This is a genomic window from Streptomyces sp. NPDC052721 (assembly GCF_040678315.1).
Taxonomy (GTDB): domain Bacteria; phylum Actinomycetota; class Actinomycetes; order Streptomycetales; family Streptomycetaceae; genus Streptomyces.
The window spans coordinates 126,563-141,796 of record NZ_JBFATL010000005.1 but is presented as its reverse complement, the minus strand read 5'-3'; the positions used below and the strand labels follow the sequence as shown (position 1 = coordinate 141,796).

Here is a 15,234-nt window from a genome sequence, read left to right as displayed (position 1 = left end):
ACTCCCGTGCCGGAAACGGCACATCACACTCGTCCCAGCACTCGACGCACTCGGCACACACGACTCGACGACACGACTCGCCACACACGAGAAGAGGCGTGGATGAGCACAGGACCAGTCAGACGCGGGGCCGCCCTGCTCGCTGCGGGGCTGGTGAGCGCCCTGCTCCCGGCCGGCCCGGCGGTCGCGGCGCCGCATCCCCAGGGCCCCGGCGCGAGCGGCACCACCACCGTCACCCTCGTCACCGGCGACAAGGTGACCGTCACCGACCTCGGGCACGGCAGACAGACGGTCACCGTACGGCGGCCCGTGGGCGCCACCGGTGCCGTACGGACGCAGCGCGGCGACGGCCACCTCACCGTCGTACCGGACGAGGCGCTGCCGTATCTGCGGGCCGGCACCCTGGACCGGCGGCTGTTCGACGTCAGCGGGCTGATCCGGCAGGGACTCACCGACGCCGAGACCGACGCCCTGCCGCTGATCGTCACCTACGACAAGAGCGCGCGGGCCGCGACCCCGGCCGGTGCCGAGCGGACCCGCGCGCTGCCCAGCCTGCGCGGCGCCGCCGTGGAGGCCGGCAAGGGGCGCGCCTTCTGGCGGTCGTTCACCCGGACGCCCGGCATCGACAAGGTGTGGCTCGACGGGCGGGTGCGGGCCGAACTCGCCGAGAGCAACGCCCAGATCGGCACGGCGGCGGGCTGGGACGCGGGGCTGACCGGCAAGGGCGTCACCGTGGCCGTCCTGGACACCGGCGCCGACCTCGGCCACCCCGACCTGACGGACCGGGTGAGCACCGCCAAGAGCTTCATCGACGGGCAGGAGACCGCCGACCGCAACGGCCACGGCACCCATGTCACCTCCACCGTCGGCGGCAGCGGCGCCGCCTCCGACGGCAAGGAGAAGGGCGTGGCGCCGGGCGCGACCCTCGCCGTCGGCAAGGTGCTCAGCGACCAGGGCTCGGGCAGCGAGTCCCAGATCATCGCCGGGATGGAGTGGGCGGCACGGGACGTGCACGCCCGGATCGTCTCCATGAGCCTGGGCTCCACGGAGCCGAGCGACGGCACCGACCCCATGGCGCAGGCGGTGAACACCCTCTCGAAGGAGACCGGCGCGCTGTTCGTCGTCGCCGCCGGCAACACCGGTGCCCCCTCCTCCATCGGCTCACCGGGCGCCGCCGACGCCGCCCTCACCGTCGGCGCGGTCGACTCCGCCGACCGGGCGGCCTGGTTCAGCTCCGCCGGACCCCGGTACGGCGACAACGCCCTCAAGCCCGACCTCACCGCCCCCGGCGTGGACATCCTCGCCGCCCGCTCCGGGCTCGTCGGCGGCACCGGCCACTACACCTCCATGAGCGGAACGTCCATGGCGACCCCGCAGGTCGCGGGCGTCGCGGCGCTGCTCGCCGAGCGGCATCCGGACTGGACCGGCGCGCAGCTGAAGGACGCGCTGATGTCCAGTTCGAAGCAGCTCGACGCCTCCGCCTACACGCTGGGCGCGGGCCGGGTGAGCGTGCCGGACGCGGTGCGCGCGACGGTCACCGCCACCGGCGGCGCCGACCTCGGCTTCCACAGCTGGCCGTACGAGGCGGACAAGCCGGTCACCCGGACCGTCACCTACACCAACTCCACCGGCTCGCCTGTCGAGTTGAGGCTGTCGGTGCGGGGCGCCCCGGACGGCGTCGCCGCCCTCGCCGACGACACCCTCACCGTCCCCGCCCACGGCACGGCCTCCACCACGGTCACCGGCGACGCGTCCAAGGCACCGGTCGGCGAGACCAGCGGACAGATCGTGGCCACCGACCGGGCCGGCGCCACGCTCGCGCACACCGTGTTCGGGCTGGTCAAGGAGGAGGAGCGGTACACCCTCACCGTCCACGTCAAGGACCGGTCGGGCGCGCCCGCCGCCGCCGACCTCACCGTGCAGCGGCTCGCCGAGGGCGCGGACGCCGAGCCCGTCCACGTCGGCGACTCGGGCACGCTCCGGCTGCGTCTGAAGCCCGGCACCTACTCCCTCGCCACCTTCCTCGACGTGCCCGGCAGCCACGGCGCCGACTCCCTCGGCCTCGGCTTCCTCGCCGCCCCCGAGATCACCCTCGACCGGGACCGCGACATCACCCTGGACGGCCGCACGCTGCGGGAGATCCGCGCGGACGTGGACCGGCGCACCGAGACCCACCAGCTCGTCATGGAGTACGACCGGAAGGCGAACGGAGCCGGCCTGTTCGGCGCGGTCCAGGTACCCCTCACCTACGACAGCGTCTTCGCCGCGCCCACGCCCAGGGTCGCGCAGGGCACCTTCGAGTACCGGACCGTATGGCGGCTGGCCGAGCCACAGCTGGAGGTCAAGGGCGTCGGCGAGGCCACCGTCCAGCCGGGCGGCACCCTCATCGCGGGCCGTACGCGGCTGCCCCTGGTGGACGTCGGCGACGGGCCCGTCACCGGGGTGTCCGGCAAGGCCGTCCTCGCCCGCCTCACCCCCGGCGCCGACCCGGCATCGCTCGGCCGGGCCGCGCAGGACGCGGGCGCCAGGGCCCTGTTCGTCACGGACGAGGCGCCCGGCCGGCTGATGGCCTGGTGGGGCACCGACGACAACGCCGACCGGCCCCTGCTGATCGCCACCGTGAACCGGGCGGACGCGGCACGCCTCAGGGCGGCGGGCCGGGCCGACATGACCGGCACCCCCGACCCGCCGTACGTGTACGACCTCTCCGAGGGCCACCGGGGAGCCATCCCGGACCGGGACCTCACCTACGCGCCCGGCAACCGCCAACTGGCCGCCGTGCACGTCACGTTCCACGCGGCACGGCCACAGAGCGGCGGCGAGTTCCGGTACTCGGTCACCGACACCTTCCCGGTCGGCCTCGGCTTCCAGGAGCGCGTCGCCCTCCCCGCCGAGCGCACGGACTACGTCTCCACCGGCCCCGGCCAGCTGTGGCACGAGTCCGTCACCGCCGCCGACGGCGCGCTGGAGCAGCGCGGCGGGCTCGTCCGCTACGACGGCGGGACCCGGCCGGCGCTGCACTGGTTCCGGCCGGTGTGGCACCCGTGGCTGGGCACCGGGCTCGGCTGGGGCCAGCAACGCGCCGGGAACCAGATCCAGGTGAACGTGCCCGGATGGGGTGACTCCGGGCCCGACCACACCGGCTTCGGCGACGTGTGGAGCGAGGACAGCGGGATGCGCCAGACCACCTCCGTGCGGCTCGACGGCACCCTGGTCGACCAGAACACCGGTTCCGCCGCCTACGTCCGGGACGCGCCCGCCGACGAGCACACCTACCAGGTCGTCACCGACACCGCCCTCGATGCCGGCCGGTGGCCGCTCGCCACCCGGGGCCACACCGAGTGGACCTTCCGCTCGGCGGCCACCCCCGAGGACCGCTGGACGTACCTGCCGCTGATCAACCTCGCCTACGACCTCGACACCGACCTCGCCGGTGCCGTGCCCGGCGGGCAGCGGGTACCGGTCGGGCTCGGCGCCGCGTACGTGGCGCACGCCTCGGGCACCGGCAGGCTCCGCGGCGGCCGGCTGGAGGTGTCGTACGACGACGGCACCACCTGGCGGACGGTCCCCCTGAGCACCGGCCGGGACGCCTTCTGGCGCGGCACGCTGACCGTGCCGCGCGGCGCGTCGTCCGTCTCGCTGCGGGCCTCGGCCCAGGACGACAAGGGCGGATCGGTGACGCAGGAGATCATTCGGGCGGTGGGCGTCCGGTAGCGCTCCGGGGCGGGGGCGCTCAGACGATGCCCTGGATCACGCCCAGCTCCACCAGGTCCTGCGGGCGGACGCGGAGCTGGTCCGCGGTCGGCCGGACCTCCTCCGGCGGGCGTTTCAGGATGGCTGCGGCCAGTTCCGGCGCGATCACCGAGAAGTAGCTGTCCGGCGTGGCCCAGGTGTTGCCGGGCGCGGCCAGCGCGAGGGCGCCGCCCGAGCCGCCCTCGCCGATGACGAGGGTCGTCACCGGCACCCGGGCGGCGGCCACCGCGCCGAACACCTCGGCGACGGCCGCGCCGACGCCCTGCCGCTCCGCCTCCGCGTCGTTCGCGGCACCCGGGGTGTCCACCAGCGTCAGCACGGGGATGCCGAACCGGTCCGCCAGCCGGATCAGCCGGGCGGCGGTGCGGTACCCGGCGGGGCGGGTCGCCGTCCCGGTCTGTGCCGCGTAGGCCACGGTACGGCCGTTCCGCTCACCGAACCCGCACAGCATCCCGTCGGGATCGGTGCCCCCGCACCGGTCACCGCTGACCGGCAGCCGGTCGTCGAAGTAGGCGTCCAGGTAGGCGTGCGCCCGTGGCCGTTCGGCCGCCCGGGCCCGCTCGACGGCCTCCCACCCGGTCCCGGGCAGCCCGCCCCGCCCGAGCGCGCCCGGCACAGGAGCGGGCTCGGTCCCCCGGGCGGACGCCGGGGCGGGGGCGGCGGCCGGCCCGCTGCCGTCCGGCGTGCCACCCGCGTTGACCCCCGCCCCGGGCCCGGTCAGCAGCCGCAGCCACCTCCCGAGCACCCCCTTCAGCTCGGCCGGCGCCACGACCGCGTCCGCCGAGCCCGCCGCCAGCTGGGCCTCCGCCGTGTACGCGGTCGGGTCGGCGGCGGGCGGGCGGACCCGGGAGCCGGCGAAGCCGACCTGGGCGCCGGGGAGGGCCAGGACGATGTCCGCGCCCGCGCCGAGGGTGGCCCAGCCGCCGCCGGTCGTCGGGTCCCGCAGGACCGCGATCTGCGGCAGGCCGGCCTCACGGGTGAGCGCGGACTGCCGGGCCACCCGCTGCAGCTGGGTCAGCGCGAGCATGCCCTCCTGCATCCGGCTGCCCCCGGTCGCGGTCAACGGCACGACCGGCAACCGGTGTTCGCGGGCATGGGTGTACGCCGCCTCCAGCAGGTCCCCGGTGCGCTCGCCCAGCGAGCCGCCCAGGAAGCCGAACTCGAAGGCGATCAGGACGGCCCGGGTGCCCTCGACGCGCGCGGTGCCGCAGACGACGGACTCCTGCTCGCCGGTGCGGGCTGTGGCACGGGCGCGGGAGGCGTCGTAGCCCTGCCAGCCCAGGGGGCCGTCGTCCCGCTGCGACTCCCGTGTCGGAGCACGCAGTTCACGGAAGCTGTCCGCGTCCGCGACCAGCGCGAGTATCCGGCGCGCCGAGAGCCGCTCAGGCATCGGCCAGAGCCCGCTTCATGATCTTCCCCATGTCGTTGCGGGGGAGCGCCTGGAGGTAGCGGACGACCCGGGGGCGCTTGTGCGGGGCCAGCCGCAGGGCCACGTGGTCCGCCAACTCCTGGGCGCCGGGCGGGTCTTCCGGGTCCGCTGGGACGATCCAGGCCACGATCCGCTCGCCCAGGTCGGCGTCCGGCTCCCCGGTGACCGCCGCCTCCCGCACCCCCGGGTGCTCCAGCAGCGCGTTCTCGATCTCACCGGCCCCGATCTTGTACCCCCCGCTCTTGATCAGGTCGGTGGCCTTGCGGCCGACGATGCGGACATAGCCGTCGGGCTCGCGCACGGCCATGTCCCCGGTGCGGAACCAGCCGTCGGCGGTGAACGCGGCGGCGGTGGCGTCGGGCCGGTTCAGGTACTCGGTGAACAGGTTCGGGCCACGCACCTGGATCTCCCCGACGCTCTCCCCGTCGTACGCGGTGATCTGCGTGCCGTCCTCCTCCACCAGCCGCAGCTCCACGCCCGGCAGCGGCACCCCGACCGTCCCGGCCCGGGCCTGGCCGTCGGCCCGCACGCTGGTGTTCATGAGGGTCTCGGTCATGCCGTACCGCTCGATCACCCGGCGTCCGGTCGCCGCCGCGATCCGCTCGTGGTCGTGGACCGGCAGCGCGGCCGAGCCCGAGACCAGCAGCCGGGCCCCGGCGAGCGCCTTGGCCAGCTCCGGGTCGCCGGGCAGCGCCTCCGCGATCCGGTGGTACATCGTCGGCACCCCGAACATCATGGTCGCGCCGGCGTTCAGCTCCCGGGCCACGCCCTCGGGGGAGAACCGCCCCAGGTGCCGCACCGAGCCGCCGCGCCGCAGCGGGCCCAGGACGCCCAGCACCAGCCCGTGCACATGGAACAGCGGCAGCCCGTGCACCAGCACGTCGTCGCCGGTCCACCGCCAGGCGTCGGCGAGCGCGTCCAGGGTGGTGGCGAGGGCCCGGCGGGGGAGGACCGCACCCTTGGGCGGGCCGGTGGTGCCCGAGGTGTAGACGATCAGCGCCGGGTCGCCGTCCGAGGCGCGCTCCTGAGGGACGGCACCGGTGGCGGACGCGTCGACGTCGATCCGCGTCAAGTCCCCGAACACCGCCGGCAGTTCCGCGCCGGGCGCGGCGAGCACGAGCGACGGCGCGCTGTCGGACAGGATGTGCGCCAGTTCCCTCTCGCCCGACTTCGGGTTGAGCGGCACCGCCGCCACCCCGGCGAGCAGCGCGCCGGTCACCGCGACGGCGGTCTCCAGCTCAGGGGTGGCCCACACGGCGACCCGGCCGGCGCCCTCGATCCGCGCGGCGAGGGCACCCGCGGCGCCCGCCAGCCCGCCGTACGTCAGGGTCCGTGGCCCGAACCGCAGGGCGACCCTCCCCCGGACTTCGTCCGGGGGGACCCCCATCTCGCTGCGCTCACCTGGACCGTCCGTCAGAGCGGGGAAGAGGGAGGACACGCGGCGCACTCCTTACTGTCGGCGGTGCCGACTGCACTGTCGGGCGGTGCCGACTGCCGGGGACGACAGCACCCTTCCTACACCAGGACCCGGGTCCCGACGACCGCGCTCAGATCGGCCGCGAGCCGCAGCTCGACCGCCCGCAGCGCGGGATGCTCCAGCCAGTGCAGCCGGGCCCGGTCGACCCGGCCCTCGTGCAGCGGCGGCCACCCGGCCGCGGGCGTGAAGTCGTCCACGACGACCGTCCCGCCGGGCACCAGCAGCCGCTCCACACCGGCGGGCGCGTCCCCGGGCGCCTTGCCCTGCCCGCCCCCGTCGAGGACGAGCAGGTCGAAGGGGCCGTACTCCTCGATCCGCCGCCAGTCGCCGGTGAGCACGGTGACCTCGGGCCGGCCGGCGAAGACCTCGGCGGCGCGCCGCGCCCGCTCCGGCTCCCGCTCGACGCCGACCAGCCGCACACCGGGGGCGGCCCCCGACGCGAGCCAGGCCAGGCCGACGCCGAGCCCGGTGCCGGTCTCCCCGATCCGGAGCCGGGCGCCGCCCGCGAGCGTGTGCAGCAGGCGGCCCTGTTCGGGCCGGCAGGAGAAGGGGAAGCCGTGCGCGCGTGCGGCGGCCAGGGCGTGCCGCACGAGCGGCGGCAGCCCGTCCGCACCGGTGTACGCGTCGGTACCGTGCTGTGCCATACCGCCAGTTCTAGCCGAAGGGGACGGGCGGGCGGGCGGACCGCACCACATCGGCGACGACACAGCTGACGTTGTCGGGCCCGCCCGCCGCGTTGGCCGCGCCGATCAGGGACCCCACGACGGCCTCCGGGTCGGACTCGGCGGCCAGCAGCCGCTTGATCAGCGCGTCGGGGACGACCCGGGTCAGCCCGTCCGAGCACACCAGGTACCGGTCCCCGTCGCGGGCCTCCCGCACCCGCAGATCCGGCACCGGCGGCGCACCCGAGGTGCCCAGCGCCTTCAGCAGCAGGGCCCGCTGCGGATGGCTCTCGGCCTCCTCCTGCGACAGCCGTCCCTCGTCGATCAGCGACTGGACCACACTGTGGTCGTGGGTGATGCGGAACAGCCCGCCGTCCCGCAGCAGATACGCCCGCGAGTCCCCGATGTGCACGAGGGCCAGCTTCGACCCCGTCCACAGCAGCGCGGTCAGCGTGGTCCCGCTCTCCTCGCCGCCCTCCGCCCCGGCCCGCGCGAGGTCCTGTACGGCCTCGTTCCCCCCGTGCACCGCCTCCTCCAGCAGGTTCAGCACACTGCCGGCGGCCGGTTCCTCCTCCTCGTCCAGGAACCTCAGCGCCGCCACCGCGGCTTGGCTCGCGGGCGCCCCCGCCGGGCCCCAGCCGTCGGCGACGGCGAGCAGCCTGCGGCCCGCGTACACCGTGTCCTGGTTGGCCGGGCGGACGTGCCCGCGGTCCGAACGGGCCGCGTAACGCAGTTCCAGCATGATGGTGTGTTCCCCTCTCGACTCGCCGGTCAGCTGGTCGACGAGGAACGCGGCGAGGTCCCGCCGTACGGCCGTCTCCGCCTCCACCCGCGCCCAGTACGCCCGGATCTCCCGGGCCGCGCCCTTTGCGTCCAGGGCGCACACCGCCCGGATCTCCGCCAGGGGCATGCCCAGGCGGCGCAGCCAGGCCACGAGCCGGGCCCGTTCCAGCTGGGCGAGGGTGTAGTAGCGGTAACCGGTGTCCGGGTCGACCCGGGCGGGCCGCAGCAACTCCAGCTCGTCGTACAGGCGCAGGGCCTTCGGCGACAGCCGGCTCGCCTTCGCGAACGCCCCGATGGTCAGCAGTTCCATGCGCACCTCGCGCGTCTCGTCGTCCGCCACCGATGCTGGGGCTTGACCGAAGGGGAAGGTCAACAGGGCTGTCCCGGTTCCCGCGGCGCTTGTTAGCCTCACAGCCGCACCGACCGTCGAACCCGCGTACGCCAGGGAGTCCGCCGTGCCCCGCATAGCCCTCGCCACCTACGACCCCGGAGCCGAGCCCAGCAAGGACGCGGACCTGCCGGTGCTGGTGCGGGCGCTCGCGGACGCCGGCGCCGAGGCGGAGGCCCGGCACTGGGACGACCCGGCGGCGGACTGGGGCGGGTACGACCTCGTCGTCATCCGCTCCACCTGGGACTACAGCTGGCGGGCCACGGAGTTCGCCGCCTGGGTGGACCGGGTCGGCGCGCTGACCCGGCTGGCCAACCCGGCCCCCGTGGTGCGCTGGAACGCCGACAAGCGTTACCTCGGGGAGCTGGCGGCGGCCGGCGTGCCCACCGTCCCCACCCGCTACCTGGCCCCCGGCGAGCCGGCCGGCCTGCCGACCGGCCACGACTTCGTGATCAAGCCGACCTCGGGCGCGGGCGCCCGGTTCGCCGCCCGCTACACGCCCGCCGAGCACGACACGGCGGTACGGCACCTGGCGCGGATGCACGCCGAGGGCTTCACCGCGATGGTGCAGCCGTACATGCCGGGCATCGACGTGCGCGGTGAGCGGGCGCTGCAGTTCTTCGGCGGGCGGCTGCTGCACGCCAGCCGCAAGGGCGCCGTTCTCTCACCCGGCACCCCGTACCACGCCGACAAGGTGGCCCACCCCGACCTGGAGCGCTGGCAGCCCACGGACGCCGAACTCGCCGTCGCCGAGAAGGCGTTGGCGGCCGTACCCGACGCGCCCGGGCTGCTGTACGCGCGCGTGGACCTGGTGGACGGCGACGACGGCGAGCCCCGTCTGATGGAACTGGAGCTGGTGGAACCGAACTTGTTCCTGTGGCTGCACCCGGACTCGCTGCCGCGCGTGACGGAGGCGATCCTCGCGGCGGCCGGGGACCCGGCGGCGTCCCTGCCGGGCTGAGGTCCGTCACGCCCGGCACGGCCGGATGCGGCTCAGGCGACGACAGCCGTCCGCTGGAGCAGCCCCCAGGTGAACTCGGCGACCAGTTCGTGCGGTACGCCCTCCCGGTCGGGGGCGGTGAGGGCCAGGCCCCACCGGGTGGGGGCGGTGCCCTCCAGCGGACGGGCCGGCGGGAAGGCGCGGGCGGCCTCGTCCACCGTGCAGCACCAGGGCGTCAGATCCTCCAGGGTGCGCAGCAGCGGCGCCGGCGCGCCGGGGGCCCGGACCAGCCACTCGTTCCACACCCCGCCGTCGGGCCCGACCAGCACCTCGAAGCGCAGCCCCGGCCAGAGGGGCAGCGCCCACCGCCGGGCCTCGCAGTCGACGTCGCCGAGGCGGCGGGGCACGACGGACTCGGGCTCGCCGAGGACCGAGCGGTACCGGGCGGCGGCACCACGGGCCCGTGGCGAACGGACCATGGCCTGCCACCGCTTGTTGGCCTCCCGCATGTCCGCGGCCGACGCCCCGAGCCGCCGCCGGGCCTCCTCGACGAGGTCCGGGTTGTGATCGGCCATGCGGCGCAGCAGCACCAGCTGGAAGTCGAGATCCATGGCCTCCATGGTGCCCGTGACCACGGGTGTCCTTCCCGACCCATTGCCCGCACCACCCACCATGACTAGCCTGTGTTCGTCATGCCGATCGTCTGTTGAAATCTCGAACGGACGCTTAACCCAAGGGAGGGGGCCGGACGTGGGACGCCTAGTGCCTGCCGTGACCCGGGCTCTCGACATTCTGGAGCTGTTCCTCGACGGGGACGGGACGCTCTCCGCCCCCGACATCGTGCGCAAACTCCAGCTGCCCCGCACCACCGTGCACGAGCTGGTCACCACGCTCGCCGCACGGTCGTACATCGTGCCGGTGCCCGGACAGCCCGGACGGTACCGGCTCGGCGTACGCCCGTACCAGCTCGGCAGCCGCTACGCCGAGCAGCTCGACCTCGCCGCCGAGGGCCAGCAGGTGGCCCGCTCCGTCGCCGAGACCTGCGACGAGACGGTGCACGTCGCCATCCTGGAGGGCACCGACGTCATCTACATCGCCAAGGTCGACTCCACGCACGCCGTCCGCATGGTCTCCGCCGCCGGCCGCCGGCTGCCCGCCCACTGCACCTCCGTCGGCAAGATGCTGCTGGCCTCGCTGCCCGAGCCCGAGCTGGCCGCGCGGATCCCCGACGGGGCCGAACTGGCCGCGATGACCCCGAACAGCATCACCGACCCGGCCGCGCTGCGCGAGGTCCTCGCGGACATCCGGCAGCGCGGGATCGCCGTGGAGAACCGCGAGTCCAACCCCGACGTCTCCTGCGTGGCCGCGCCGGTCCGCGACCGCACCGGCCAGGTCGTGGCCGCGCTGTCCATCTCCGTCCCGATGATCCGCTGGAGCGACGAGCGCCGGGCCGAGCTGGAGCAGCTGGCCGCCAAGGGCGCGGCGGAACTGTCGGAGCGGCTGGGCCACCGGAGCGCGGCATGACGGCGTACGAGGTCGCGGTGCGGGCGGAGGCCGCACTCGGCGAGGGCCCCACCTGGGACCCGGCGACGGGCCGGCTGATCTGGCTGGACATCCTGGGCATGCGGCTGCACACCTACGACCCCTCCTCCGGCCGGCGCACGATCCGTACGGCACCGCAGCACGTCGGCGCGGCCAAGCCCCGGGCGGGCGGCGGCCTGGTGCTCAACCTGCGGGACGGCGTGGGCCTGCTGGACCCCGACGGCACGTTCCGCTGGCTGCACCACGAGCCGGTCGCGGGGCGCCGCGCCAACGACGCGGCGGTGGCGCCCGACGGGTCGTTGTGGGCGGGCACCATGCGGTACGACGAGGCGCCCGGCGGTGGCACGCTGTCCCGGCTGACCGGGGACGGCGCCGTGCGCACGGTCCTGCCGGACGTCACGGTCAGCAACGGCACGGGCTGGAGCCCCGACGGCCGCCTGATGTACTACATCGACAGCCCCACCCGGCGCGTCGACGTCTTCGACCACGACGAGGACGGCATCCGTGATCGCCGCACGCTGGTGGAGATCGAGGAGGGCGCGGGCTTCCCGGACGGGCTGACCGTCGACGCGGAGGGCTGCGTGTGGGTGGCGCTGTGGGACGGGGGAGCGGTCCGCCGCTACACGCCCGCCGGCGAGCTGGACCGGGTGATCACCTTGCCGACCCCCCGCACCACAGCCTGCGCGTTCGGCGGCACCGCCCTGACCGACCTCTACATCACCACAGCCCGCACGGGCCTGCCGTCCCCCGACCCCCTGTCGGGCTCGCTCCTGGTGATCCCCGGCGCCGGAGAGGGCCTGCCCCAGCCGGCGTTCACAGGCTGACCGAGGAACAGATCGCCGCTCACCTGCCGAGTGGGCGCCTCCTCAGCCGACGGCGACCGCGGTTCCCCAGGGGCGCGGGGAACTGCGCGACCAGCCACGACGACCCGCAGCCGGCGGACGGCACAAGCCACCCCCCACCCCCCACCGCGCCCTACAGCCCCGCTGACTTCCGTTCCTCCCGCGTCAGCGGCGGAGCCGTGAGCGCCGGCTTCAGGGGTCCCGCCACCGCGGCCACCACCACACTCGGCGCCAGCAACGCCTCCGCCCCCCGCTCCAGCGCCGTCACGTCCGTCACCCGCCGGGCCACGCGCCCGTTGCCCGTGGCGGTCCGCAGCAGGCGGCCGACGTACGCGGCCAGCACCCGGTCCCGCAGCGTCGGCCCCTGCTCGGTCGCGCCGGGGTAGAACACGTCCGCTCCGACGGCGAGATCCCATGCCGCCCGGACCGTCCGCCCGACCGCCTTCTGCGCCTCCCGGGCCACCCCCCGGCTCCCCAGCCCCTGACGTCGTACCACGTCCCGCAGGGCCAGCGCCGATCGCGCGGCCACCGCCATGCCGTGCCCGTACAGCGGGTTCAGCGCACACACCGCGTCGCCGACGACCACGAAGTTCTCCGGCCACACCGGCATCCGTTCGAAGAAGTGGCGCCGGTTCGCCGTCGTACGGGTGACCGCGACCTCGCCGAGCGGCTCCGCGCCTCCGCCCAGCAGCTCCCCGATCAGCGGATGCCGCAGCTCCTCACGGGCGTAGCGCTCGAACTCCCCGGCGGAGGACGGCGGTTCGTCACCGCGGCCCCCGAACAGCGTGACGATCCACTTGCCGTCCTCCACCGGCATCAGCACGCCACCGCGCCCGGTCCCGGAACCCCGCGGATCGGGCTCGATGTTGACGACCGGGAAACCGGCCCGCGCCGCCTCCGGTGCCCGGTACAGCCGGCTGGCGTACACCAGCCCGGAGTCGACCTCCCGCCGTTCGACGGCGGGCAGCCCCAGCCCGGTCAGCCACCCCGCCGCCCGCGATCCGCGCCCGGTCGCGTCCACGACCAGGTCGGCCGTCAGCGCCCGCTCGGCGCTGTCGTGGGCGCGGATCCGCACCCCCGTCACCGTGCCGCCCGCGCCGGTGAGCCCCGTCGCCTCGGCCCGCTCCACCAGTTCGATGCGTCCGTCGGCCAGCACCAGCCGCCGTACCACCCAGTCCAGCAGGTCCCGGCTCGCGGGCAGCATGAACGCGGACTCGGCCCAGCGCCGGTACCAGCCGTACGGCGACAGCGCCACCATGTCGGTGGTCATCGGCACCCGGCTCACCCCGGCCGCGCGCAGCCGTCCGATCGCCCCGGGCAGCAGTTCCTCCAGCGCCCGCGCCCCGCCCGACCACAGCTGATGCACGTGCCGGGCCTGCGGCAGCCCCTTGCGGGGCGTGGGCCCGTCGGGCAGCGCGTCCCGCTCGACCACCGTCACCCGGGCGCCGCCGGCCGCCAGGGCGCGGGCCGTGAGCAGGCCGGCGAGGGAGCCGCCGAGGACGACGGCGGTGGGTCTGTGCTCAGTCATGTACGGCAACGCTCTCTGCCGGGACGGCCGCACGCGCGCGCACCGCCGCGATGGCGTCGGGACGGCGGAGGGCTCGGGAGACGGCCCCGATCTCCTGGAGCAGGTTCGTGGTGTCGGGCCCGGCGGCCGGTTCGGGCGGCTCCGGCGTACGGGCCCTGGTCTCGATGGCGTCGAGGATGCTCACCGCGCCCGCCAGCGCGCGGGCCCGCTCGGGCGGGTGGCCGAGGCCCAGCGCGGCGTCGTACGCGCGCCGGCCGAGGCCGGTGTCGATGTGCCGGGCCAGCGGCAGCAGCACGTCCCGGATGAACGTCTCACGCCGGGTGAGCCGCAGTTCGGGCGTGGCCCGCAGCACGAACGGCACGCCTTCGCCGCTCGCGGTGCGCATCAGCTGGTAGAGGGGCCGCAGTTCGCGGTGGGCGAGCCGGACCCGCCAGCGGTCGTGCAGGTACTGGCCGGCGTGCGGCAGGATGAAGCCGACGGCGATGAGGATGGCGGAGAGCGCGGCCACGGGCGGGGCCAGATTGGTGCTCAGCCAGTCCAGGTCCTGGCCGAACCAGCGGGCGACGACGGCGATCAGTTTGACCGCGTCGAAGATCAGGTTCAGCACGTAGCCGGCGCCCAGCAGCTTCAGGCCCCAGCGCAGCCAGGCGTCCAGGCCCTCGGTGCGCACCCAGTTCCAGATGAGCCGGGAGGTGATCAGGCAGGCCACGGCGTGCGCGACGAGGTAGAGCAGGATCTCCTCGCGCATGAACGGGGTGGTGGCGTAGTGGGTGTCCAGGTCCCGCAGCCGCTCCTCGGGGGCGTCGGCGAGCAGGAACAGCACCCACAGGGCGACGATCACCCCCGAGTACACCGAGATCACCCAGCGCATGGCGCGGCGGGTGGCGGCCGAGCGGTCGGACAGGCCGTTGCGCCAGGTGATGATGAGCAGCAGACAGGAGCCGCAGAACGCGGTGATCAGCGAATAGCACCAGGGCGCCGAGATGTTGGGCACACCGGTCAGCCGGTTGACCCGGGCGATGGTGGACGGGGTGCAGAACACGAACACCGCGCAGGCGAGCAGCAGCAGTCCGCCGACGGCGCGCAGCAGCGGGTCCCGCCACAGCCGGATGATGGTGGGCAGCTTGATCACCAGGGCGGCGGTGAGCACGGCCGTGGGGATCCAGAAGGAGATGTAGAACTCGCTGAGGAGTCCCGAGGGGTTCAGCGCCAGCCGGGTCACCGGGCCGTTCCTCCACGTCCCCGGTATCCGAGGGAACGTTGCACCGGGTCCAGCGGGGCGGTGCGGGTGCCGGTGAGGTGGCCCCGGAACAGGGTGGCCAGGCGGTGCCCGAAGTCGTCGGCCTCGGCCTCGTCGGTCTCCCGGGAGCCGTCGCGGGCGGCCACGGTGAGGGCCGCCTCCCGCCAGCCCGGCGTGTCGGTGAGGGCCCGGGCGGCGGCGGCCCCGGCCAGGTGGTGGTGCCGGTGCCCGGCGTGCAGATGCCACAGCTCGTGCCCGAGGATGACCAGTTGCTGCACGGCCTCGGCCCGCTCCTCCACGATGACCAGGTCGAAGTCGGCGAACTCGACCCACAGGCCGGTGACCTCGATCTCGTCCGGGAAGCGTTCGAAGCGCAGCTCCACCGGCCGTCCGCCGCGCAGCGCGCTCATCTCCTCGCACAGTGCCCGGCACACCGCCCGTACGCCGGCGGGTGGTTCGGGCCGGGCGCGGACGGCGGCGGCGAGGTCGCCGGCCAGGGTGCGCATCGCCGAGCCGGGGCCGGAGCGCCGTGTGCGGGCCGGGCCGGAGCGGGAGCGTCGCAGTCGTGAGGCCAGGCGTGCCGCCTGCTCCCGCGCGCCCCCGAAACTCATCTGTCTCCCTTCCCACCGCCGGCTGCGGCTGGTCCGAGC

At 75.1% G+C, this 15,234-nt stretch carries 12 protein-coding genes; 4 read left to right on the top strand and 8 right to left on the bottom strand.

Going from position 1 to position 15,234, the window contains the following annotated elements; genetic code table 11:
• Positions 1–102 precede the first annotated feature (102 nt).
• The gene (locus AB0L21_RS07425) at positions 103–3,714 is read left to right on the top strand and encodes a S8 family serine peptidase (RefSeq protein WP_365782716.1); all 3,612 of its coding nucleotides are present in this window, start codon (positions 103–105) and stop codon (positions 3,712–3,714) included.
• Between the two features lie 19 nt (positions 3,715–3,733).
• Here AB0L21_RS07425 and AB0L21_RS07420 read toward each other — a convergent pair whose 3' ends face one another.
• From AB0L21_RS07420 to AB0L21_RS07405, 4 genes are all read right to left on the bottom strand, one after another.
• Positions 3,734–5,143 carry a carboxyl transferase domain-containing protein gene (locus AB0L21_RS07420; protein ID WP_365782714.1) on the bottom strand — a complete coding sequence of 470 codons (1,410 nt, stop codon included), beginning with the start codon at positions 5,141–5,143 and terminating at the stop codon, positions 3,734–3,736.
• A complete protein-coding gene (locus tag AB0L21_RS07415; protein ID WP_365782712.1) occupies positions 5,136–6,620 on the bottom strand; it encodes an acyl-CoA synthetase in 1,485 nt (494 codons plus the stop codon). Before AB0L21_RS07415 ends, AB0L21_RS07420 begins: the two co-directional genes overlap by 8 nt.
• A gap of 77 nt (positions 6,621–6,697) precedes the next feature.
• On the bottom strand, positions 6,698–7,303 hold the full coding sequence (locus AB0L21_RS07410; protein ID WP_365699401.1) for a class I SAM-dependent methyltransferase: 606 nt from the start codon (positions 7,301–7,303) through the stop codon (positions 6,698–6,700).
• Between the two features lie 10 nt (positions 7,304–7,313).
• A complete protein-coding gene (locus AB0L21_RS07405) occupies positions 7,314–8,414 on the bottom strand; it encodes a MerR family transcriptional regulator (protein ID WP_365782841.1) in 1,101 nt (366 codons plus the stop codon).
• A gap of 145 nt (positions 8,415–8,559) precedes the next feature.
• Between AB0L21_RS07405 and AB0L21_RS07400 the strand changes: the two genes are divergently transcribed.
• Positions 8,560–9,453 carry a hypothetical protein gene (locus AB0L21_RS07400; protein ID WP_365782710.1) on the top strand — a complete coding sequence of 298 codons (894 nt, stop codon included), beginning with the start codon at positions 8,560–8,562 and terminating at the stop codon, positions 9,451–9,453.
• A gap of 32 nt (positions 9,454–9,485) precedes the next feature.
• Here AB0L21_RS07400 and AB0L21_RS07395 read toward each other — a convergent pair whose 3' ends face one another.
• The gene (locus AB0L21_RS07395; RefSeq protein WP_365782839.1) at positions 9,486–10,052 is read right to left on the bottom strand and encodes a hypothetical protein; all 567 of its coding nucleotides are present in this window, start codon (positions 10,050–10,052) and stop codon (positions 9,486–9,488) included.
• Between the two features lie 130 nt (positions 10,053–10,182).
• On the opposite strand from AB0L21_RS07395, the gene AB0L21_RS07390 reads away from it, so the two are divergent.
• Positions 10,183–10,956, top strand: coding sequence for an IclR family transcriptional regulator (locus tag AB0L21_RS07390; protein ID WP_365699399.1), 774 nt, complete (start codon positions 10,183–10,185; stop codon positions 10,954–10,956).
• Complete coding sequence (locus tag AB0L21_RS07385; protein ID WP_365699398.1) at positions 10,953–11,798, top strand: SMP-30/gluconolactonase/LRE family protein; 846 nt, start codon at positions 10,953–10,955, stop codon at positions 11,796–11,798. The genes AB0L21_RS07390 and AB0L21_RS07385 overlap by 4 nt, the downstream gene beginning before the upstream one ends.
• 151 nt (positions 11,799–11,949) lie before the next feature.
• Here AB0L21_RS07385 and AB0L21_RS07380 read toward each other — a convergent pair whose 3' ends face one another.
• The 3 genes from AB0L21_RS07380 to AB0L21_RS07370 are packed head-to-tail and all read right to left on the bottom strand — an operon-like array spanning position 11,950 to position 15,195.
• Positions 11,950–13,344: an FAD-dependent oxidoreductase gene (locus tag AB0L21_RS07380; RefSeq protein ID WP_365782708.1), complete on the bottom strand. Its 1,395-nt coding sequence runs from the start codon at positions 13,342–13,344 to the stop codon at positions 11,950–11,952.
• On the bottom strand, positions 13,337–14,566 hold the full coding sequence (locus tag AB0L21_RS07375) for an MAB_1171c family putative transporter (protein WP_365699396.1): 1,230 nt from the start codon (positions 14,564–14,566) through the stop codon (positions 13,337–13,339). Before AB0L21_RS07375 ends, AB0L21_RS07380 begins: the two co-directional genes overlap by 8 nt.
• Positions 14,563–15,195, bottom strand: coding sequence for a toxin-antitoxin system, toxin component family protein (locus AB0L21_RS07370; protein WP_365699395.1), 633 nt, complete (start codon positions 15,193–15,195; stop codon positions 14,563–14,565). The genes AB0L21_RS07375 and AB0L21_RS07370 overlap by 4 nt, the downstream gene beginning before the upstream one ends.
• Positions 15,196–15,234: the final 39 nt, after the last annotated feature.